Origin of the sequence: Anabaena azotica SJ-1, assembly GCF_047275885.1 — a bacterium.
Classification (GTDB): Bacteria; Cyanobacteriota; Cyanobacteriia; order Cyanobacteriales; family Nostocaceae; genus Trichormus_B; species Trichormus_B azotica_A.
In genome coordinates this window covers 4,903,204-4,924,326 of sequence record NZ_CP178454.1, presented here as the reverse complement: position 1 = coordinate 4,924,326, position 21,123 = coordinate 4,903,204, and the positions used below count along the sequence as shown (strand labels likewise).

16 protein-coding genes and 1 pseudogene are annotated in these 21,123 nt (G+C 38.7%); 11 read left to right on the top strand and 6 right to left on the bottom strand.

All coding sequences use genetic code 11. The features are described 5' to 3' along the window. Window positions 1–85: 85 nt before the first annotated feature. Window positions 86–1,717, bottom strand: a complete 1,632-nt coding sequence (locus ACLLO5_RS21390; RefSeq protein WP_413172510.1) for a DUF655 domain-containing protein — start codon at window positions 1,715–1,717, stop codon at window positions 86–88. A gap of 188 nt (window positions 1,718–1,905) precedes the next feature. On the opposite strand from ACLLO5_RS21390, the gene ACLLO5_RS21385 reads away from it, so the two are divergent. Both ACLLO5_RS21385 and ACLLO5_RS21380 read left to right on the top strand, forming a co-directional pair. Next, entirely contained in the window at window positions 1,906–3,069 is a 1,164-nt protein-coding gene (locus ACLLO5_RS21385; protein WP_413172509.1) for a cysteine desulfurase family protein, read from the top strand. 56 nt (window positions 3,070–3,125) lie between these two features. Continuing rightward, window positions 3,126–4,355 carry a hypothetical protein gene (locus ACLLO5_RS21380; protein WP_413172508.1) on the top strand — a complete coding sequence of 410 codons (1,230 nt, stop codon included), beginning with the start codon at window positions 3,126–3,128 and terminating at the stop codon, window positions 4,353–4,355. A gap of 63 nt (window positions 4,356–4,418) precedes the next feature. On the opposite strand, the gene ACLLO5_RS21375 is transcribed toward ACLLO5_RS21380, so the two are convergent. Beyond that, window positions 4,419–4,994: a hypothetical protein gene (locus ACLLO5_RS21375; RefSeq protein ID WP_413172507.1), complete on the bottom strand. Its 576-nt coding sequence runs from the start codon at window positions 4,992–4,994 to the stop codon at window positions 4,419–4,421. 54 nt (window positions 4,995–5,048) lie between these two features. Here ACLLO5_RS21375 and ACLLO5_RS21370 point away from each other — a divergent pair, with 54 nt between their 5' ends. Continuing rightward, window positions 5,049–6,536 carry a glycosyl hydrolase family 57 gene (locus ACLLO5_RS21370; protein WP_413172506.1) on the top strand — a complete coding sequence of 496 codons (1,488 nt, stop codon included), beginning with the start codon at window positions 5,049–5,051 and terminating at the stop codon, window positions 6,534–6,536. A 187-nt stretch (window positions 6,537–6,723) separates the two neighbouring features. On the opposite strand, the gene ACLLO5_RS21365 is transcribed toward ACLLO5_RS21370, so the two are convergent. After that, window positions 6,724–7,533 carry an exosortase-dependent surface protein XDP2 gene (locus ACLLO5_RS21365; protein ID WP_413172505.1) on the bottom strand — a complete coding sequence of 270 codons (810 nt, stop codon included), beginning with the start codon at window positions 7,531–7,533 and terminating at the stop codon, window positions 6,724–6,726. Between the two features lie 1,254 nt (window positions 7,534–8,787). On the opposite strand from ACLLO5_RS21365, the gene ACLLO5_RS21360 reads away from it, so the two are divergent. The 4 genes from ACLLO5_RS21360 to ACLLO5_RS21345 all read left to right on the top strand — a co-directional run bounded on the left by ACLLO5_RS21360 (window position 8,788) and on the right by ACLLO5_RS21345 (window position 14,758). After that, window positions 8,788–9,840, top strand: coding sequence for a permease (locus tag ACLLO5_RS21360; protein ID WP_413172504.1), 1,053 nt, complete (start codon window positions 8,788–8,790; stop codon window positions 9,838–9,840). Window positions 9,841–9,892: 52 nt separating this feature from the next. Next, entirely contained in the window at window positions 9,893–10,672 is a 780-nt protein-coding gene (locus ACLLO5_RS21355; protein WP_413172503.1) for a TIGR03943 family putative permease subunit, read from the top strand. 108 nt (window positions 10,673–10,780) lie between these two features. Then, window positions 10,781–12,322, top strand: coding sequence for an Ig-like domain-containing protein (locus ACLLO5_RS21350; protein WP_413172502.1), 1,542 nt, complete (start codon window positions 10,781–10,783; stop codon window positions 12,320–12,322). Window positions 12,323–13,168: 846 nt separating this feature from the next. Further along, a complete protein-coding gene (locus ACLLO5_RS21345; RefSeq protein WP_413172501.1) occupies window positions 13,169–14,758 on the top strand; it encodes a hypothetical protein in 1,590 nt (529 codons plus the stop codon). A gap of 80 nt (window positions 14,759–14,838) precedes the next feature. On the opposite strand, the gene ACLLO5_RS21340 is transcribed toward ACLLO5_RS21345, so the two are convergent. Continuing rightward, on the bottom strand, window positions 14,839–16,905 hold the full coding sequence (locus ACLLO5_RS21340; RefSeq protein ID WP_413172500.1) for an NAD(P)/FAD-dependent oxidoreductase: 2,067 nt from the start codon (window positions 16,903–16,905) through the stop codon (window positions 14,839–14,841). A gap of 161 nt (window positions 16,906–17,066) precedes the next feature. On the opposite strand from ACLLO5_RS21340, the gene ACLLO5_RS21335 reads away from it, so the two are divergent. Then, entirely contained in the window at window positions 17,067–17,300 is a 234-nt protein-coding gene (locus ACLLO5_RS21335; RefSeq protein WP_413172499.1) for a hypothetical protein, read from the top strand. Between the two features lie 2 nt (window positions 17,301–17,302). Here the strand turns inward: ACLLO5_RS21335 and ACLLO5_RS21330 are convergent, their stop codons facing one another. Together ACLLO5_RS21330 and cimA are read right to left on the bottom strand one after the other, a co-directional pair. Further along, complete coding sequence (locus ACLLO5_RS21330) at window positions 17,303–17,536, bottom strand: hypothetical protein (RefSeq protein WP_413172498.1); 234 nt, start codon at window positions 17,534–17,536, stop codon at window positions 17,303–17,305. Between the two features lie 242 nt (window positions 17,537–17,778). Beyond that, a complete protein-coding gene (gene cimA / locus ACLLO5_RS21325; RefSeq protein WP_413172497.1) occupies window positions 17,779–19,437 on the bottom strand; it encodes a citramalate synthase in 1,659 nt (552 codons plus the stop codon). 82 nt (window positions 19,438–19,519) lie between these two features. On the opposite strand from cimA, the pseudogene ACLLO5_RS21320 reads away from it, so the two are divergent. The 3 genes and pseudogenes from ACLLO5_RS21320 to ACLLO5_RS21310 all read left to right on the top strand — a co-directional run. Beyond that, a pseudogene (locus ACLLO5_RS21320) lies at window positions 19,520–19,758 on the top strand (hypothetical protein); the annotation flags it as partial. Between the two features lie 46 nt (window positions 19,759–19,804). Then, window positions 19,805–20,629 carry a hypothetical protein gene (locus tag ACLLO5_RS21315; protein WP_413172496.1) on the top strand — a complete coding sequence of 275 codons (825 nt, stop codon included), beginning with the start codon at window positions 19,805–19,807 and terminating at the stop codon, window positions 20,627–20,629. A gap of 36 nt (window positions 20,630–20,665) precedes the next feature. Continuing rightward, complete coding sequence (locus ACLLO5_RS21310; protein ID WP_413172495.1) at window positions 20,666–21,112, top strand: hypothetical protein; 447 nt, start codon at window positions 20,666–20,668, stop codon at window positions 21,110–21,112. Window positions 21,113–21,123 lie beyond the last annotated feature (11 nt).

The following is a 21,123-nucleotide window of genomic DNA, read 5'->3' as shown; positions in this document are numbered from 1 at the left end:
GTAGTTCATTATTTTTCCTCTTTCTAAAAGAATAGATTTACATGATTGTCCTTTCTATGGATGGAGTTTTAAAAAAATAAAATTCTTACCATGTGATGATTCCATCCCATTTTTCTAATGTTTTAGCACTAATTCCTGGGACTTTTTCTACATCTTGTAGAGATGTAAATTTTTGCTGTTGACGGGCAATAATTATCCTTTGCGCTAACTTTTTACCCACTCCTGGAAGTGTTTCTAATTCTTGTTGTGTAGCGGTGTTGAGATTAATTTTCGTAGTTCTTAATTCTGGTAGAGATGAAGGAGTTTGAATTTGCGGACATTTTTTAACTTCTGCGTCAATTTTAGCTTGAATATTTGGTGGTAATCCTGGTTTCATTTTGGCGTAAAGACGGTTAAATTCCCGCTGAAAATGAGCCGCTACGGTAGGATTTTCAATTACTATTAATGTTTCATCATTGCCAGTATTAGCAGCTTCTGACCAATTGTGTGAACCTGTAATCACAGTTTGGTTATCAACAACGGCGAATTTATGATGAAGTAAATCGCCTTTGGCTAAAATAGGTACACCGACTGTATTAATGGGATTTTTCCAAGGATTATTATCAACTTCATATTTACAGTTATCACTTAAAGCTAATCCCATCATATCTAAAGCTTCACTGTAGGAACGATAAGCAAATTGCGGTTCAATTAATGCCCGAATTTCTACATTTTGGTTGTGACGATTTTCTAAAATGTTGGCAATTTTTTGATCTGAGAATACAAATAATGCCATATCAACTGTTTTGGTAGATGAATCTAAGGTATTAGCGATTAAACCATTACTGGAATTACTCCAAGGTTGAGTTGGGGATGTAGGGGAAAAATGTACGCTAATTTTTGTCTCACCTAAATTTATTGATTTGGGTAAACGCACAGGTTTTTTCAAGCCAAATTTACTATCTGGCTGACCTCCTGCACCATCACCCCACATAATATTAAACTCTTCAGTCAATAAATTTGCTAATTCTGGACTGTCGATTTTTAATAAATTGTTGGCATTACCTAAACTGCTAGAATTACTAATATCTCCTGATGTGTCACTTAATGTAAAATTAGCGGAAGTAATAATGACAAAGCGATTATCTACAATCACAAATTTATGATGCATTAAACTGCTACCCGCAGAACCATCTGCTTTATCATCTATCCAAGGAATTTGGGAGTTTTGGATCATGACTAAAGCATCACGTTGATTAATTTCATCAGTTGTGATTTGATTATCTTGGTTAAGATCAACAAATTTGCGAAATTCTTGATATCGTTCTTGTTCTCTTTTTTCTAATTTCTGTACTTCCGCTGCACTCAAGCTACTCCAAGGACGAGAATAGTTATTTTCTAAAATTATCCTCACCTTGACACCAGCTTTTTGTTTTACGGCTAATGCTTGAGCAATTTTAGGTAAACGTAATTCTTGGACTGCTATATCTATGGTAGATTTCGCTTGGGATATAACATCAATGATCTGTTTTTCTAAGTCGTCTCCTAAGCGGGTTTGTTGACGGTAAGTTTCTTGGTATTCTGATGATTCAGCATGGTTGAAGTAAACTTGAATTAATGGATCTTGTGGTAATGGTGCGAGACGCTGATTTGAGGATTGGACTTTTTGACAACCGCCGAGAGTCAATAGGAATAAAAAGATATAAGATAGAAATCTGATATGAGGAAAAATAAACACGGTAATTTGATCAAAATAGATTGAGGGTAGACATTATTTATTATTGCCCATAAGGTGTATGTCGAATTATGTAAAAAACTGGTTATATCACTGATGGTAAAAATCCACCCATTAACATAGAATTACTTGGTTTTTTTCCTGATTTACCAAAGTAACGGTACGTGCTTGATGATCTCAATTATGATTTTATGCAAATATATCTAGATTACAGTGCTACTACTCCTACTCGACCCGAAGCGATCGCTACAATGCAAGCAGTCTTACATCAACAGTGGGGTAATCCTTCTAGTTTACATGAATGGGGCAATCGTGCAGCATTGGTTGTGGAACAAGCCAGAATCCAAGTTGCAGGTTTAATTAACGCTGTTCCCGAATCAATTATTTTCACTTCTGGGGGAACGGAAGCAGATAATTTAGCAATTATGGGTGTGGCTCGATGTTATCCTGTACCACAACATATAATTATTTCTAGTGTGGAACATTCCGCTGTTTCTGAACCTGTGCGAATGTTAGAAAATTGGGGTTGGGAAGTTACCCGCTTAGGTGTAGATGGTAAAGGTAGAATTAATCCCAAAGATTTAAAAGCAGCTTTGCGACATAACACTGTTTTGGTATCTGTGATTTATGGACAAAGTGAAGTGGGAACTGTGCAACCGATAGCAGAATTAGCAAATATTAGCAAAATTCATGGTGCTTTATTCCATACAGATGCGGTGCAAATTGCGGGACGTTTACCTATAGATGTAGAGAATTTAGCGGTTGATTTATTGAGTTTATCTAGTCATAAAATATATGGGCCATTGGGTGCAGGTGCTTTATATGTGCGTCCAGGAGTGGAGTTAATACCATTGTTAGGTGGTGGTGGACAAGAACAAGGACTGCGTTCAGGTACACAAGCAACACCTGCTATTGCTGGGTTTGGAGTAGCTGCGGAGTTAGCAAGACAGGAATTAGACACGGAAAGATTCAGATTAACTCAATTGCGCGATCGCCTCTTTACCAAATTAGCAGATGTTCCTGGTTTAATTCCCACAGGTGACAAAATTCACCGTTTACCCCATCATCTCAGCTTTTATTTAGAATACGCCGATGGCGAAAAAATTAGTGGTAAAACTTTAGTCCGTCAGTTGAATTTAGCAGGAATTGGCATTAGTGCCGGTGCAGCTTGTAATAGTGGCAAATTAAGCCCCAGTCCGATTTTATTAGCAATGGGTCATTCACACAAAGCCGCTTTGGGAGGAATTAGATTAACTTTAGGAAAACAAACAACCGCAGATGATATTGATTGGACAGCAATTGTTTTGAAACAAGTTTTGCAAAGATTGACAGCCGATTTATCCTTAGTGGGATAGCTTTAGTAAAAATCCAGTAATCGCTAATTTATTTTTATTATTGGTCAAAAATTTTTATGACAGAACCCAATTTAGTCGCACGCGCAACTCAGGGGGATACTATCGCCATTACCTCTCTGTTAAACCTAACGCTGCAATCTCAGGACATAACGGCCAAAGTGCAAATTAAGAATCGCTGTTTGCATATACTTCTGGAATCCCCACAAACTCCTGATCAGCAGTCAGCTATTTTTTTAATTCAAAAAACCATAAATAATATCCAAATTACATCAATTGAATCCATCAAAGTTTATGGACGACAAATAGGAAAATCTCATGCAGATTGGACAGAAATATTACCATTACCAGCAATAGAAACTCAAAACATAGTCCAAAAAACTCCAAATCTTCGCCAACTAGCAAAACAAGGTGATGTAGACGCAATCAGATTATTGATTAATCGGGCTATAGAGCATAAAAATATAATGGCACTGATTAATTTACAAGATAATTGTTTAGACATTATCCTCGAATCCATTGATATTCCCAATGAAACTATTGCTACTACGTTAATTTTTAGAGAATTGAAAACTTGGAAAACTAACTTAATTTCAACAGTCAAAATTCAGGCTAAAAAAAGTGGAGATAATTTTTTTAGTTGGAATCAAGAGTTAGATTTAATATCTGGGTATGATTTACCAAAATTATCGCCTCAATATCCATCTAAAGTTACTAAAATTAGTCAGCCTAAAAAAACAAAGTTTCCAATAAAAATTGATTTTAAGAATTTAGATCACTTTCAGGCAGGATTGATTATATTGATAGCTATTTATGGGATATTTGGCAGTTTAAACCCAGGATTAGATGGTCCATTTATGTGGTTACATTTTCCAGATTTAGCTATCCATGAAACAGGACATCTCATATTTATGATCTTATTTGGTTCTGGCAGTTTCATGCACATTCTGGGTGGTTCATTAACTCAAATATTATTTCCTGCTGCTTTTACTATCTACTTTTTCCTATACGGTCAAAGATACTCTAGCGCCATTACACTATTTTGGACAGCCCAAAATTTTATGGATGTTTCTGTATATATTAAAGATGCTCAAGCGCGAGAGCTTCCTTTAACAGTAGATGATCCTGATGCCCATGATTGGTATAATCTTCTTAGCTGGATGAATATATTAGAATATGATCAACAAATTGGTAATTTTGTCTATTTTATCGGATTTTTAATATTCATTGCTTCTATTTTATTAGGAATTTATTTTTCTCAACTTCCAGAAAAGTTCAAAAGGAATTAGCTTATCATTTAGACTGATATGGTGAGTTGATAACTGTGATTTTATTCCCACCAGTTCTTGAGCCTAAAGATAGCTTTTCAAATAAAATCGGCAATATCTAAACCCATAAAATACATTAACTGCAATTAATAAACCTGTACCTAAATAAGCTTGAGTACCAAGAAAAATATAAATACTTGCTGCTAAAACTAAGATAATTTCTACCAAAGCCACAATCCTACCGTAATGATTTATATCCCAATAGGAAAAAGGACTAATAAAACGATAATTACTAAACGGGAAAAAGTGCCTATGGGCATCATCATTGTGAACAGGCAAATCTAATAAAGAGTGTAGAACCATACTGATACAACCCACCTCAATCACTTGCCAATTAGCAATGTGACCAATTAATATCCCCAGCAAAGCTAAAGGAATAGAATGAAACGTACTCACAACAGCTTGCCAAAAAGGCTGATAATAAACCTCAGACCAAATCTGTTTTTCTGGTAAACGGTAAACAAACTTCATCAAGAAGTAGAACACAAAGATGGGAATATCTGGAAGGACTGCACCAATCAGAATTGCTGGACTAGAATGAGTTCGGATTTGTTGATTAAATATCACCAAATTTAAAATAGCGTGACTGGGAGTATTCATGAGTAAATACCGGTGCAGGATTAACAGTTATATATCGTTTCTGAGTAACCATAAATGTTGAAATTACCTCATAATCTGCCCACTTTGCCCGAAATCATCAATGATTTACCAAATATTTCTGGCTGGGAAACAGAAGTGCTGTCTGTAGTCAACCATGATCAGCCTGTATTTTTACCAACCACCAATCTTAAATTAGCAGATATTAACGCTGTATTTGCGATCGCTCTCCACATGCACCAGCCCACTATACCAGCTGGACAAAGCGGTTCACTCATCAGCAATCTGCAATATATGTTTGAACATCAACACGAAGGAGACAACCACAACGCAAACCCCTTTGCTTACTGTTACAGTCGCATGGGAGACTTCATCCCCGAACTAGTAAATCAGGGTTGCAATCCCCGTGTCATGCTGGATTATTCTGGTAATCTTTTGTGGGGACTCCGACAAATGGGACGAAGTGACATCCTCGACAACCTGAAACGGATTACTTGCGATACCACCTATCAGCCTTATGTAGAATGGCTAGGGACAATGTGGAGTCACGCTGTCATTCCTTCCACCCCCATAGCAGATATTAAACTCCATATCCTTGCTTGGCAACATCATTTTGCAGCAATTTTTGGTTGGGAAGCACTAGCAAGAGTCAAAGGATTTTCACCCCCAGAAATGCACCTCCCAAATCACCCAGATATCCTATTTGCATTTATTAAAGCCCTCAAAGAATGTGGATATCTTTGGTTATTAGTACAAGAACATACAATAGAAACAATTACTGGTGAATCTATCACCCAAAAACATTTACCACATCGTTTAATTGCTCGCAATTCCCAAGGAGAAACAATTAGTATTACTGCCTTAATTAAAACCCAAGGTTCAGATACTAAATTAGTCGCCCAAATGCAGCCATATTATGAAGCTAAAACCTTATTTAAACAACAATTAGGTTCTCATTTAGTACCACCAATTGTCAGCCAAATTGGTGATGGTGAAAACGGTGGTGTAATGATGAATGAATTTCCCAGCGGTTTTAAACAAGCCTGGGGGGATATGGTACAGCATGGCGGAGGTAAAACCGGAGTAGTTGGTGTATGTGGTACAGAATATTTAGAATTATTAGCAGATGCAGGATGTCAAACTGAAGACTTTCCCCATTGTCAACCAGTGGGACAACATCAGATTTGGCAACAAATTTCCGCAGATGATTTTTCAGCAAATGCTGTAGAAAATGCCATTCAAGAAATTAAAAAAACTAATCCTCACTTTCATGTTGATGGCGCATCATGGACTAATCATATTAGTTGGGTGCAGGGATACGAAAATGTTTTATCTCCCATGTATGAATTAAGTAATTCATTTCATCAAAAGTTTGACCCATTATTAGCCAAAAACTCAGGTGAATCTATCACCAAACAAACCCACTACCGTCAGAATTTATTACATAACTTGTTGCTGCAAACAAGCTGTTTTCGATATTGGGGACAAGGTGCTTGGACTGATTACGCACGGGAAATATACAAACGCGGACAGAATTTACTTTAACGGTGCTTCGTTCATTAACTAGAAGAATTTTATCCAAATTCTTGATAAATATCCTCTAATGACGACTTCAGAGGGAACAGAAAAAACTCATATTTAAAAACATGAGATTGAAATAATGAAACTGTTTTTTTTCGTGCTACGTATCTCGAAAAACATCCTTTTTTTGACTGAAGCTCTAAACTCATAACTAAAGTTTCTTATCTGTTCCCTGTTCCCTGTCCCCTTTTTTTTGTAAGAAAGCAATCCCAGCTATTACCCCTAAACCAAGTATTGTGCTTGGTTCAGGAACTGATTTTCTCGCAATCACCTTGAAGTCAGGGCCTTTATAGTTGGCTTGAGATGTTAATCTCAGACCACTTAATTTACTAACTCCCAAGTCTTGAAGACTGACTCCCCAAGAACCTACTTTTTGATCTTCGTTTATTTCTGTTGTATTGATGCGGAAATTAGCATAGTTATTGCTATTACGAGTCTCTATAATTTTCTTAAAGTTACCAATGACATTACCAGCATTATCTAGTGCTTGAATACCCAAATCACTATTCATACCTCGTTCCCAAAAGAACAGGTTATCTAGTCCTGAGTTATCTGCAACAATCTGGCTATCAAAAAAAACATCAATGGTAAAAGCACCAATATCTTCTGTATCAATGATGTTGTTTAAATTATTATTACCTAAAAATGCAGCAATCTGACTACGTGTAGGATCTTCTGCTGTTGGTAATGGAGAAGTGGCGTTATCACCTCTATCGGTACTAGCTGCACCGCTGTTTGCAGACTGATTTCGGGGTGTATTGTAAATAATTTTAGCTGTGGAAACGTAAGAGAAGTTATTAAATGTTGTTCCATTCTGATGAATGGAATTTAATATGACATTGTTTTTAGTATCAGTGTAGCTAACATTGCTAATCAAACTTGCAGCTTTAGCAGAATCAGCACCCGCTAAAATAGCACTAAAAAGCAAGCTAAGAGAGATAAATACACTTTGAGTTTTCATTAATTTTTCCTAAATATAAATTGATTATTTCTTGAGTTACAGGAGTCCCATTTGAGTTTTTTACTAACTCATTAGATCAGGTAATAGGGAACAGAAAGTAAGCCCCACGACAAAATTAATTACATATTGTCAATTTGCTAATTCTTTACCAGTCAAGGATTCCAAAGCAGATTTTGGTAATTAATGTTGCCCGAATTAATTATTTTTATTTGGCAATCATTGAGGATTGCGATATATGCAATTAAAGTCATTATCGTTAATGGTAAGTAAAATTGAAAACCGAGAATATACGGTATATTTTTTATTTTTACTGCGACAAATAAAGTGCTGATTATTTGGTTTATTGAGGGGAAAAATAAATATGTCAAGTGTATTAATACGTAGATTTAAGATTACAGAATATTAGTTACTTAAGGATCTTGATAGTAAGAATACTTTCTATCTTTCATTATGGAAAGACCCAAATATTTCCGCAGTTATGACTAGGGAACAAAGGGTATATATTCTCAGTGTAAATACTGGCATTAAGGTAAAATTTTTATGTTTTCCCTAAAAAACAGGAATTAAAAATTCAGTGAATCACAAACTTATGTGTTTAGACTATATATAGATATATATAGATTTAGATATAATTCAGCAATTATATATACAGCGGTTTGCGTAGTTAGGAGGTACAACATCTAAATTCAAACCTATACACAAAGCCAGTTTTACTCCTGACTCCTGACTCCTGACTCCTGACTCCTGCTGTATATTGTATCTGGTTTCTCAATACCCTAATCCCTACAACCCTTTCATGACGAGACGACAATGGACTTGCAGTTTGAGGACTTTTGTAGTAAAAAGGCAACCATGGTAAATACCAAGCCTAAGCAAAACCAACCCAAATCAAGGATAAAATCAACCAAGAGTGATTGTCACATAATTTAAATAACTGTAAATACGGTCTGAAACAAAGGAGAAGCTTCAGTAACTTATTATCTTAAAGGTGGGTGATTGAGCGAGGAAATCAAAACTACAGCAGAAGTCCTAGAATCATGAATCAGGAGTAAAAAAGGCTTGTAATTTGGCTTTTAACCTAGATTCTGTAAGACCTTGGCTGTTAATATGCTGTATGTGTGAGGTTTAGATCATTCCAGAGATATTAATGTTTACATTTCCCGATTTACTATTGATCCCCGTTTAATCCTGATTTGGATAAAATGACTAGGCATAACCCTAAAACTCAAAACCGCTTTTGACTGCGACATGATAATGAATCAACTTAACAATGGTTTCACCCTATTTCTAAGTCTGCTAGTCGAGGCGATGCCTTTTTTGCTGCTAGGGGTGTTATTTTCCACTTTGCTGCTGTTTTTTATTGATGAACGCAAATTGGTAGAAAAGATGCCCAAAAATCCCCTGCTAGGGGCTTTAGTTGGCAGTATGATTGGCTTTTTATTTCCGGTGTGCGAGTGTGGTAATGTGCCAGTGGCGCGGCGGTTATTGATGCAGGGAGTACCCACACCGGTAGCAATTGGCTTTTTACTAGCAGCACCAACAATTAACCCAATTGTAATTTGGGCAACTTGGACAGCATTTAGAGATCAACCAGAAATAGTAGTGTTAAGAGTTGTACTGTCTTTAGCGATCGCTACTATTATCGGTTTTGTGTTTAGCTTTCAACAAGACTTAAGCCCCTTCTTACAACCTGCGATCGCACGTTATCTGAAATATAATCCACCCGCTAAACCAGAACCTAAACGCAAGGGAAAATATTACCAGGTAGAAGAACCAGCAACGGCTAATACTATCTTGCAATCAGGAACTTATATTCTCGGTGGTAAAGCAGGTATATCTACAAAGATAGGTGGTATAAACCAAACAAATATCCCAACTTCTAATCTTAATAAACCTCTTAAAGATAAACTCCGTCTAGTATTGGATAATATCATCCAAGAATTGCGGGAATTAGGAGGAGTAATGGTGTTAGGAAGTGCTATTGCTGCCGCGATTCAAGTCTTAGCACCCCGTGAATTCATCCTCAGTTTAGGTGCAGGGCCAATTACTTCAATTCTGGCTATGTTGGTTTTAGCCGCAGTAGTATCAATCTGTTCTACAGTCGATTCTTTCTTTGCTTTATCTTTTGCTTCCACCTTTACCAGTGGTTCTTTGTTAGCATTTTTGGTATTTGGTCCGATGATTGATATCAAAGGTGTGGGTTTGATGTTATCAATTTTCAAACCTAAAGCCCTATTTTATTTATTTGCTTTAGCCGGACAATTGACATTTCTCTTTACCTTGCTTTTGAATCTGCACGTCATGTAATTTTTGGCAGCTATCTGTGAAACTTACCACTGACTTAATAACTCAATAAATAATGACTTCAATCCAAAATCAAAAACAAAAAATCAAAAATCAGTTACTTCCTTGGCTGGATGTCATAGCAATCACAGCCTGGGGAATCTTAATGTTCAAATACTGGTTTACAGGCAAACTGAATTTATTGATTCACCCTGATTACTTTTGGTTAGTAATTGTGGGTGCAGTAGGGTTATTAATTGTTGGTTTTTTTAAAGGGATACAATTGTGGCAAGAACGCCGTCGTTATGAAGCACCTAATAACCAACAACAACATATAAATTTATTTCCTCCTGGTTGGGGTAGTGCCTTATTGTTAACCACAGCAATTTTAGGATTTATCATTACTCCCCGCGTATTTGCCTCTCAAACAGCACTTGAACGAGGTATCACCGAGTTATTAGGAGCGACACGCGCCCAACCCCAAGCATTTCGCGCTACCATTCGACCAGAAGAGCGATCGCTCATAGACTGGGTACGCACACTGAATGTCTATCCAGAACCAGATTCCTATACAGGGCAAAAAGTCAAAGTCCAGGGATTTGTTATCCATCCCCCAGAACTAGATCAAAACCACTTGTTATTAGCGCGATTTGTGATTACTTGTTGTGCCGCAGATGCCTATCCAGCAGGATTACCAGTTCAACTGGCAGAAAACCGCAATCAATACCCACCAGATACCTGGCTGGAAGTAGAAGGACAAATGATCACAGAAAACATCGCTAATAAACGTCAACTCACAATCAAAGCCTCCTCCCTCAAAAAGATTCCCCAGCCCAAAAATCCATATAGTTATTAAAAAAAGGGGAGCAGGGGAGTAGGGGAGCAGGGGAGCAGGGGAGCAGGGGAGTAGGGGAGCAGAGGAGCAGAGGAGAGATAATAACTAATAACTAATAACTAAGAACTAATGACAAAATCCTATAAATTTATTCAACCACTAGATCGTGTTGCGATCGCTCTCATGATCCTCTTGAGTCTACTGATCAGTTTTGTCATCTGGCAAGGTGATGCAGTCAAGCCCATAGTCCGCAACTTCACCTGGCAAAATCAACAAATTGGCGCAGAAGACACAGCTTTCACACTCACTTTTAGCCGTCCAATGGACACCAAAAGCGTAGAAGAAAATTTAAAAGTCTGTCCAGTAGAAACCAAAAGCGAAGAACAAAACTCAACAAACTGTCCAGTTCTCGCAGGTAAAATTAGTTGGGCAGGGCGAAGACTAGTTTACACACTAGTAACACCAGCACCTTATGGAACAACTTATCAAGTTACATTGCAAGGAGCAACAGATAAATTTTCCCAAAAAGAAGGAAAAAAGAGGGAAATTCAACCCTTTACAGGCAACTTTATCACACGAGATCGCGCTCTACTTTACATAGGAGCTAATGAACAAGAGCAGGGAAAATTAGTAATCTATAACCTAACCCAAGGACAAAAAAAGGTACTTACCCCCAAAGACCTAATTGTCATGGACTTTGAGCCATTTCCAGATGGTGACAAAATCTTGTTCTCCGCTCGCTCTTCTAAAAATCCAGACATACTCTCAGCCCAACTCTATACAGTCACAACAGGAATTTCTAGCAAAACTGGTCAACAACCACAACCACCAGGCAAACTAGACCTGATTTTAGATAATAAAGACTATCAAAACTTAAAATTTGACCTATCCCCTGATGGAACATCAATTGTTGTCCAACGAGGCAAAATAGATAATCCAGGCGACTTTGGGCTATGGCATTTATCAACAACTCCAGATAGTTCAGGAACAAAACCCACCGCAAACCGCTTACAAAGCCAACCACCAGGCGACTTTCTTATCACACCCGATAGCAAAGCAGTAGCAGTTGCTCAAGGACAAGGAACAGCAATTTTATCCCTTCAAGGAGATACTACCAAACCACTAGATTTTCTACCCCAATTTGGCTTAGTTCAAGCTTTTTCCAAAGATGGTTCACAAGCCGCAATGGTCAAATTTAATACTGACTTCACGCGAGATTTATTCCTAGTCACCAATCAAGGCGTGCAGAAACAACTATTAAAAACCACAGGCTCAATCCTTGGTTGCAATTTTGATCTTGCCTCACCCACCCTCTACTGCTTAATAACACAACTAATATCAAAAGAACAATATATAGAACAGCCTTATTTAGTCGCGATTAACCTCAAAACCGACCAACAAAAACCACTCTTAATGCTACCCCCAGCCCAACGCAATGTGCAAATGAGTTTAGCACCCGACGGTTTGGGTATAGTGTTCGACCAAGTAGTACCAATAGAAAACTCAACAACCACATTACCCGCAAACACCTTAAAAACTGATGATGGTGAACCGATTGCTACCAGCAGTCTGTGGTTAATGCCTCTTTTACCCATCGCTGATGCAGCCAACATCGAAATCAAACCAGAACAACTTCCCTTGGTTGGTTTTCATCCTCACTGGCTACCTTAAGAGGAGCAGGAGGGCAGGGGGAAAAATTTCTTTTTTCTCCTGACACCACTGCGTGGAGTTAGCCATCCTTTTCCTGAATTTTGATCTTATTAGTAAAATTAGATACATTTATCCCAAATAATATCTACCAAACAGCAGTAGTTGAATGAATACGTCGGGGATCATAATATTCTGTAGCAATTTAATATAACTTTTAACCTACGTCAAGTAGGTTCATACCCTCTACCACTTAGGGACAAAAAGACTACATCATAAATAAACTTGACGCACAAGAAACTGACATAGCATTGTCAGTATTATTAGCATCAAGCAATTTTAGATTTTGGATTTGCGATTTTGGATTTACCCTTGGGCTGGAAATCAAAAACCTTGTGTGTTTAACTGCTTGTTTCGACACAAATTTTTTTTCCATCCTGGTTGTAAAACCAAGACACTGTATTTATTATTACTAATCCCAAATCTAAAATCCCTCAATTCTAGATTCACAATTAGGACACTCTCTCATCACTAGTACCGCTAGGCGCAAGTTAAAAATCAAAAGTCAAAAATCTTATGGAGTAGGCTTTTCGTCTATTTTAGATGGTTGATATATTTACGCCGTACTCACTTTACTAGTACAACTGGGCGGAAATATACAGACAGTTAGCAACAGACAAAAAATAAAATTCCTTAAGTATTAAAGCTTTCTAGCTGATAGCTGCCTTCATGTACTAGCCACTAATGCTGAAAGAGAGTTAAACTTGGCTTCTAGAGGAAATCCTGATTGCCTACGGCAATTGAATGTATTTGATCAGCAATGCTGGCAATAGTATTGCTGAATATTTTTAAGCAGGTGGGTCAAGAGTGATGAATATAGCTGACACCTCAAATAACGGCACTGTGATTGAACCCCTAAATTCTCCAAATTCGCCACTTTCAGAGCAGGCGGGTTGTCCTTTTTACTCAGTTGTGCATGATGAAAATATGGAAGTGACTAATTTACCACTCCTGAACCCAGTCACCGATGTCACCAATGGGCTACACCTACAGCAGTGTGAATCTTCAAATACAGAGAATTTGAAAAATCATCCACAACAGGATTGGGTTGCTGAACCTGACAGTGAAAAACAAGCCGTTGTGGACTCAGAATTTCAAAAATTACTGACATTGAATCAAGAGTTAAGCACAGCTAATAGTGATTTATACAGTCAGGTGGAGCAACTCAAACAGGAATTAGCAGAAGCAGAAAAGATTTTGCAATGGCAAAAAAAACGCTCCAGCGTGACTGATTCGATGCTAAATCAACAAACTCAGGAACTTGCAGCCGCTCAAGAGCAAATTCAGTCTTTGTTTCAACAGTTAGAAACGGCTATACAAACTGTTCAACGACAAGATATTTTCATCGAAACTCATAAAGCACAGTTACAAATTAGCCAACAACGCCTAGCTCAATTAGAGCGCGAATGCTCATTGCTACAAACTAATTACAGCGAACAGTCTCAGCAGCTATTACACTCAGAAAATACTGGTCGGGAGTTACGGACTCGACTGATGCGTCAACAACGTCAAACGCTGCAATTTAAAGCGGCTTTAGAAAAATGTCTAGATACCTCCGTTCCTAACTATGACACCCTAGAAGACAAAACTCATCATCCCCACGACCTAACTGGTGGACACACAAGATTCTCTAGAAAAGCACGATCTTTGTTTCCCAATGCACAGCCTATTAAACCTTGGTCAGCAGAATCAGATTTTGTCAGTGATGCCTGTGGGGGATTACACCAGCTTACAGATAATTCATGGGTAGAATCGTCAACTCCATTCCCTCACGAGCAAAATTCCTCTGCTCCTGTTTCAGAATCTTCTGATCTGTGTTCAGATGAAGACAATACTCTCACATCCACAGAAATCGCTGCCTCTTTAGAAGTTGATGAATTAATTACATCAGAAACTGCGTCTTCTGGTTCTTCCCACCTAGACCAGCAGTTAGAGAGTCTGATTCAAATGTTTTTTACCTCCCAATCGACATCAGTAACTCCACCCGCTACGGGAGATACTCCAAACAATCATCAAACTAATTTGTCCATTACGGAAGATGCTGAAGAACCAAAAAGGATAATTGAAGAGAATTTAGAACCGGAAATCAATTCTGGTGCTGGAGCAGAAAATTTGTTAATCGCTCCAACTAATGAACCACCAATAACTCCCACTTTTCCACATAAACAGATAAATGCAGGAGACAGTGAGGACTATTGGGCTGAAGTTTCACCATCTACATCATCTAAATTGCCTTTACACAATTTTTCCCTAGAACCAATGGGTGAATATCACCAGGAAAATAAATCGCCTTCTCCGTTGATTTATCCCCAGCGTCCACCCAAGGGACGTAAATCATTAGCATCTGTGGAATTACCCAGTTTCCCCCCACCAGAATCATCAATTAAAGGTCAATGCTAAAGAATTTATAGCAGGTGAAAGTTAACAGTTAACAGTAAATTGGGGAAATTAACGTTTCACGTCTTACGTCTGACCAATGACTAATGACTAATTTGAGTTACTGCTTTTGAGTTAACTTTAACTGCTTGATTATGCCGCTGTGGTTTACCAGTAGAAATTCCATAATTAATGGTTAATAATTGCAACCATAATCCAGGATAACGGGGTTCTAACCAAGATTGACTTGATTTCAGAAAGTGTGAAAACCATCTACTTAAGAAAAGGCTAATCAGGGCATGACGACTAAAGTTGAAATAATTACCTAACCACCTCAATAAGTCTTTTGAACCAGCCATTTGCCATATCCACAGCAGTAAAGCAGGATTTTTTCTGGCTGCTTTTAAGGCTAACCGGTTAAAAGTTAACCAATCGCAACGATCTTTAATGAAATTATCTGCGACTTCTGGGGGTTCATCTGCTAATAAACCAAAGAAGGTATTGAGCATGGAGTTTACCCTTTGGGGTGGGATAAATTTCCCAGTGGGAACCATCATTCCTTTGGAAAATAACCAGGTGACAGAAACGTTGCTTTGATAGGCACGAATTTGGTTTAAGTGCTGAAAGCTCAATAGGTTATGTTTCAGGGCTGTATTTAATAGGCTAGTTAACCGTTCTAGGTTGCGAACGAGAGAACCAAATCCTGTAAAAATCAGGGGAGACTGAAGGGAAGCTGCATCACCAATGGCGATTAATCTATCAAAGGCAATGGTGCGATCGCTATTACTGACACTAAAATGCCCTGGTATATAGCCAAAAGTCGGCTTCTTCCACACCAGCTTATCCATATCACAGCGGCGATACTCCGGCAAAATCCTGAAAAAGTCCTCATACATCTCCAACAAAGAACCAGGATTTTTCTCATTCACCTCATGGTAATGAAACAGATAAATTGTTAGTTCCTCCTCAACCCCAGGAAACAATTCCCAAATCAACTGTCTACCGCGCGAAATATCCCCGTGGCTGTAGAGAACATCTCCATACTGGGAATCCCACACACCAGGCTCAAACCCCTTCTCAATTACTGCTCCCACAGTCGGACACACACTATCAAAAGCCCGACCGCCATTTAATTGCCAAGCAATAGGAGAAGCAGTTCCCATTGCATCCACTAACAATCTTCCACTCACTTCCTGCACATTACCACTAGGTAAATTCTTGACAGTAATAGTAACCTGTGCATTGCTGATATCAGCCCGAATAAACTCAGTTTCATCCCAGATATCACCACCAGCAGCTTTGAGTTTTTCTCCGCATACTTGCAGCAACTTATCTGAATCTAAAGCGATATTTAGCACCGTCGGTGTATGCAGAATCGGCGCTTTCAGACCAGAAGGATTATTGGCATCAAAAAATTTATTGAAACCGTCTTTATACTCCCTGGCAATAATGCTTTCTAACTCAGCACTTGTCAGCAAGCCCAGATTTACCAAGCTTTGAATTTCATCACGAGAAATATTCCATTCCCGGTTCATTCTGCCAAAGGGCAAACGTTCCACCAACAGCACTTTATAGCCCAACTTTGCCATCAAAGCCGCATGAATTGCACCTAAAGCACCACCGATATAAATGAGGTCATATTCAGGATTCTGACTTTTGTTCCTTTCTTCCCCCTGACCAGAAAATAAAACCTGACGGGGCTGCTGAGGATTTCTGACACCTTCACGCCAACGTTGCTCCCACCAGTAAGCACGCTTGAGATCATATTCCCCATTTGGCATTTTCTGAAAATACTTGACAGTTAGGGGATAATAAGATTCTAACTCTGCGAAAATTGACTTTTGAGCATCAATTTCCGGCGGTTCTGGATAACTATGCGGAAAGCGGCTGCGGATTCCTGCCCTTAGACGTTGAAGAATTTGCTCCTCATTCGCAAAAGGTTTCTCTGCCCAACGGAATACCTTGAGATAAGTAGTACGTTGTACCGACCAGACAAATACAGACAGTTCATCTGGCATCCTCTCCGTCACAGACACACCAGGCTTTCTCAAGCGAAAACCTTCTGGGGTAAGCAATTTCTCTCCATTACCTGGCGCAAAATCCATTTGTAGCCAGTTGCGTACAGCCGCAGTATCTGGAGTAGGAACTTCTACATAAAGAATCTCTTTCATATTCTGCTGACATCTCCCATCAATCTACTCACTAAGAAAGATTTGACAAAGGCAGAAAGTACGTTAGACTCCGCCCTATCAGTTGCATCAAGATTTAATTAAGAAACTTTAATAGGTTGTTAAATTTAGTAATCATTTTGGAACTTCTGTAAACTCATACCATGAATTATCCTATCCCAGACAGTCCCCAAGAAATTTTTGCACTCCGACAACAGCCAGTTGATGAAGAACTGGTAGCCGCGGTAATTGCCGGAGTAGTCAAACTTGTCCGCGCACAGGGTCAATCCTTAGAAGAATTAACTGCCGAGGTCTTAGAAGATGATCTGGTCTTAGATAGACAACAACGACGCTGGTTAAGTAAGTTGGTTGCCCAAGCTTGGGACAGTTTTCCCTAAATTCATCGAGTTTTTACCAACGCCTCCTTAAATTGTGCTGCGGTTTGAAATTGAATTTGCGGTTTTTCTGTTAAAGCTAAATCTATCACTTTTGCTAACTTTTCAGGAATTATCACGTTGAAGAAGCAAAAACGCAAAGGACGCGAAGAGAAGAAAGAAGAAGATAAGCTATTAAAACATTTAAGTTGCACATTGAGGCAAGCAGAGGCGCAGGGGAGCAGGAGGGAAGAATTCACGGTTTTTCCCTAAAATTAAAAATATGCAAATTAAATGTCCAGCAGCTTATCCTGCTAAATCCTGATATAGATGAAATATTTTGTTGAAAATAATATGTTTGGCAAATATCAAACCCATATATGGGCGCATATTTTTCACCAATGACATAATCATAATGAAAGTTCAGAAATTTGTCAATAGCTTGAGGATAAATATCTGAGTAGAGACATTTAAGAAAACGCCTCTACAAAATCTATTCCTCCTAAACTTTCAGAGCCTTTTCAGCTTGGAAATGCAACAACAAACCATATTCCAATCCTTCAACGACAGCTTGATAGGAAGCTTCTAAAATATTTGTAGAAACTCCTACAGTTGTCCAACGTTGTTGACCATTTCCCGACTCTACTAAAGCGCGAGTTTTTGCGGCTGTACCCGTATTTCCGTTGAGAATTCTGACTTTATAATCTGTCAACTCAAAGTCAGCAATTTGCGGATAAAAATTCACCAAAGCTTTACGCAAAGCGGCATCTAAAGCCGCTACTGGTCCATTACCTTCTGCTACTTCCAGAATATTTATACCATTTACACCTACTTTCACCGTTGCTAAAGAATTAGTAGTTTCCTTCACCTCTACTAAATCACAGTGGACTTGAAAACCTTTAACTTCAAAAAACTGTTCTCGCAGTCCCAAAGCTTCATACATTAATAGAGAAAAACTGGCTTCTGCGGCTTCAAATTGATATCCTTCACTCTCCAATTCTTTCATACGTTGGAGAATTTGCCTGGCTTGGGGATCATTTTTATCTAATTCCATTCCCAAAGACCGAGCTTTAGCTAAGACATTACTTAAACCAGACTGTTCAGAAATAACAATGCGGCGACGATTGCCCACTTGTTCCGGTTGAATATGTTCATAAGTCAACGGGTTACGTTCTACCGCAGATACATGAATACCACCTTTGTGAGCAAAAGCAGAACGACCCACATAAGGCGCGTGTTCATCTGGTGCGAGATTGACAACTTCGCTGACAAACCGACTAGTTTCTGTAAGTTGATTTAGCTGGTGTTCACCGATACAACTATAACCAAGCTTTAACTGTAAATTGGGAATCACAGAACACAGGTTAGCATTACCACAGCGTTCTCCATAACCATTAATTGTACCCTGCACCATCTTCGCCCCTGCCAAGACTGCTGCTAGGGCATTAGCAACTGCCATCTCTGAATCATTATGGGTGTGAATTCCGATTTGGGGAAGTGGAGATTGGGTGAGAGTTTTTTCTGTATTCCCAGTCCCTAGTCCCCAGTCCTCAGTCCCCAACACCACATTTTTAACAATTTCAGTAATTTCATGGGGCAAAGTTCCACCATTAGTATCGCATAAAACTAACCATTCAGCCCCTGCTGTGGCGGCTGCTTTTATTGTCTGGAGAGCATAGTCAGGATTTTGTTTGTAGCCATCAAACCAATGTTCAGCGTCATAAATCACACGCCGTCCTTGAGAACGGAGATATAAAATTGTATCGCTGATCATGGCTAAGTTTTCTTCTAGACTGGTCTTGAGTCCTTCAATAACGTGCAAATCCCAAGACTTACCAAAAATTGTTACCCAGCGAGTACCCGCAGACAGTATGGCTTGCAGCATTGGTTCGTCTGCTGCTGTAGAGTTAGGACGACGAGTTGAGCAAAAGGGAACTATTTCTGCTTGTTTAAGCGGATTTTCTTGGAGTTGCCAGAAAAATTGAACGTCTTTAGGATTAGCTCCTGGCCAACCACCTTCAATAAAGGGTATGCCTAATTCATCGAGTCTGTGAGCAATGCGTAACTTATCTTCTATAGACACTGATAGTCCTTCCCGTTGTGTACCATCCCGGAGAGTAGTGTCATAGAGCCAAAGTTGATTTGAGGGAGTCGTGGTCATAAAATTGAGACCTGAGAGACAACTTTGTGGCGATGTGCCAATATATAGCAGGTGACAGATGATAGGGTGAAAAGTCTGTTGAGGACTTGGCAGTTGTGGTACTTGTGCGGTTAAAGTAGTAGGCGAACTGTCAGCAGCAAATTGGCGTGATCAAACGAGGCTATTTCGCTTCTTCTCCATTTTCCTACAACTGACTTACGTTTAGCTTGTCAAACTCAGATTTTAGGTGATGTGAATGTAACAAAATTTGACGGTTTTTTGGGAATAAATACAGTTGCCCAAAATTTAGCTAAACTTCCTCAATTTTGCTCATTTTTCTAGTTGAACACGAATAATGAGTGGGTTTTGGCGATTCTGACTGTTCATAATGCTATTTTCGTTGTATGATCCAGCCATGAAGTTAGTTGAATGTCATATCATCACAAAAAAGCATCCTTTCTGGTCGTCCATTGATCATAAGGCGTTTTTGTCTACAAATTTGTTTAACTTAGCTAATTACCATTATCGGCAATATTTCTTTCAACACCACCAGAAATTCAACTTTCATCAACTCTATCACCAATTGTCTGAAACTGATGATTACAAAGCCTTACTAACTTTAGTTAGTAAGCAAATTATCAGCAGATTAGGTTCAGTATGGATAAGTTATTTTCACACTATAAGAGCCTGGAATGAACATCCAGAAAAATTTTTAGGACAACTGACAATTCCTAAATATAAAGATAACTTAAAAGGGCGAAATCTCTTACCACATCTTCATGAATCAATCTCAAAAAAAGCCTTTAAAAAGGGAATTTGTCTCCTGTCAATGAGTAACATCAAAATTCCCACATTGCTAAAGGAAATAATTGAGGTGAGAGTTGTTCCTAAAAGTAAGGGAATAAAAGTAATAATTACGGAAGAATCTTATACATCCCCAGCCAGTGCTTTAGATGGTGATACTTTTCCTAAATATGGGGATAAAAAACCTGAATTTAAGGGGGAAATAATGGCTGGAGGATTGTATACAACCGGGAATATGAGGTTATTAAATGCCGTTATTAATGGGTCATTTAATATGATGAAAAAAGTAATTCCTGATGTCTTTGACCAAGGAATAAAGGGTTTGCCGTTTAACCCTGTAGTGCTTGATCCACTACAAATGACTAGACTTGCCGACTTTGAGCAAGTTTTGGTCAAGGTTCTCAATTAGTTTGGACACCAGAAGGTTAAAAAGGAGAGAAACAAGATGGGTAGATGGACACCCTTGATTTTGATGGCTGGCGGTGTGGCAATTTTACTAGGTACTTTACTAGGGATTAATTTTCCCATGGGTGGACAGCAAACTGCTAATGTTCCACCTGGTCGCAGAGCATCTAGCGTTCTTCCAGCTAATATTAATGTTAATAGCACGGCTACTAGGGATGATGCTGAAGCGGCTACTAGAAATAATTCTGAAACTGCTAACAGCAATAATTCTGCACCTGTCAACGGGAATGATTCGGAAATTGCGAATAGAAATGGTTTTTCTGATGATCCCAGCCGAACTAGTGTAGCTCAAAATAACGCTTCTACTGAGCCGATTGGAACGGTTGATAATGCACAAGACACCAATAATGATAATTCCACAACTGAGACTAGCTCAAATTCAGGTAATACGAGTCAGGACAAAGAACCTATTCGTGCTTTGTGGTAAGTTCTGAGTCT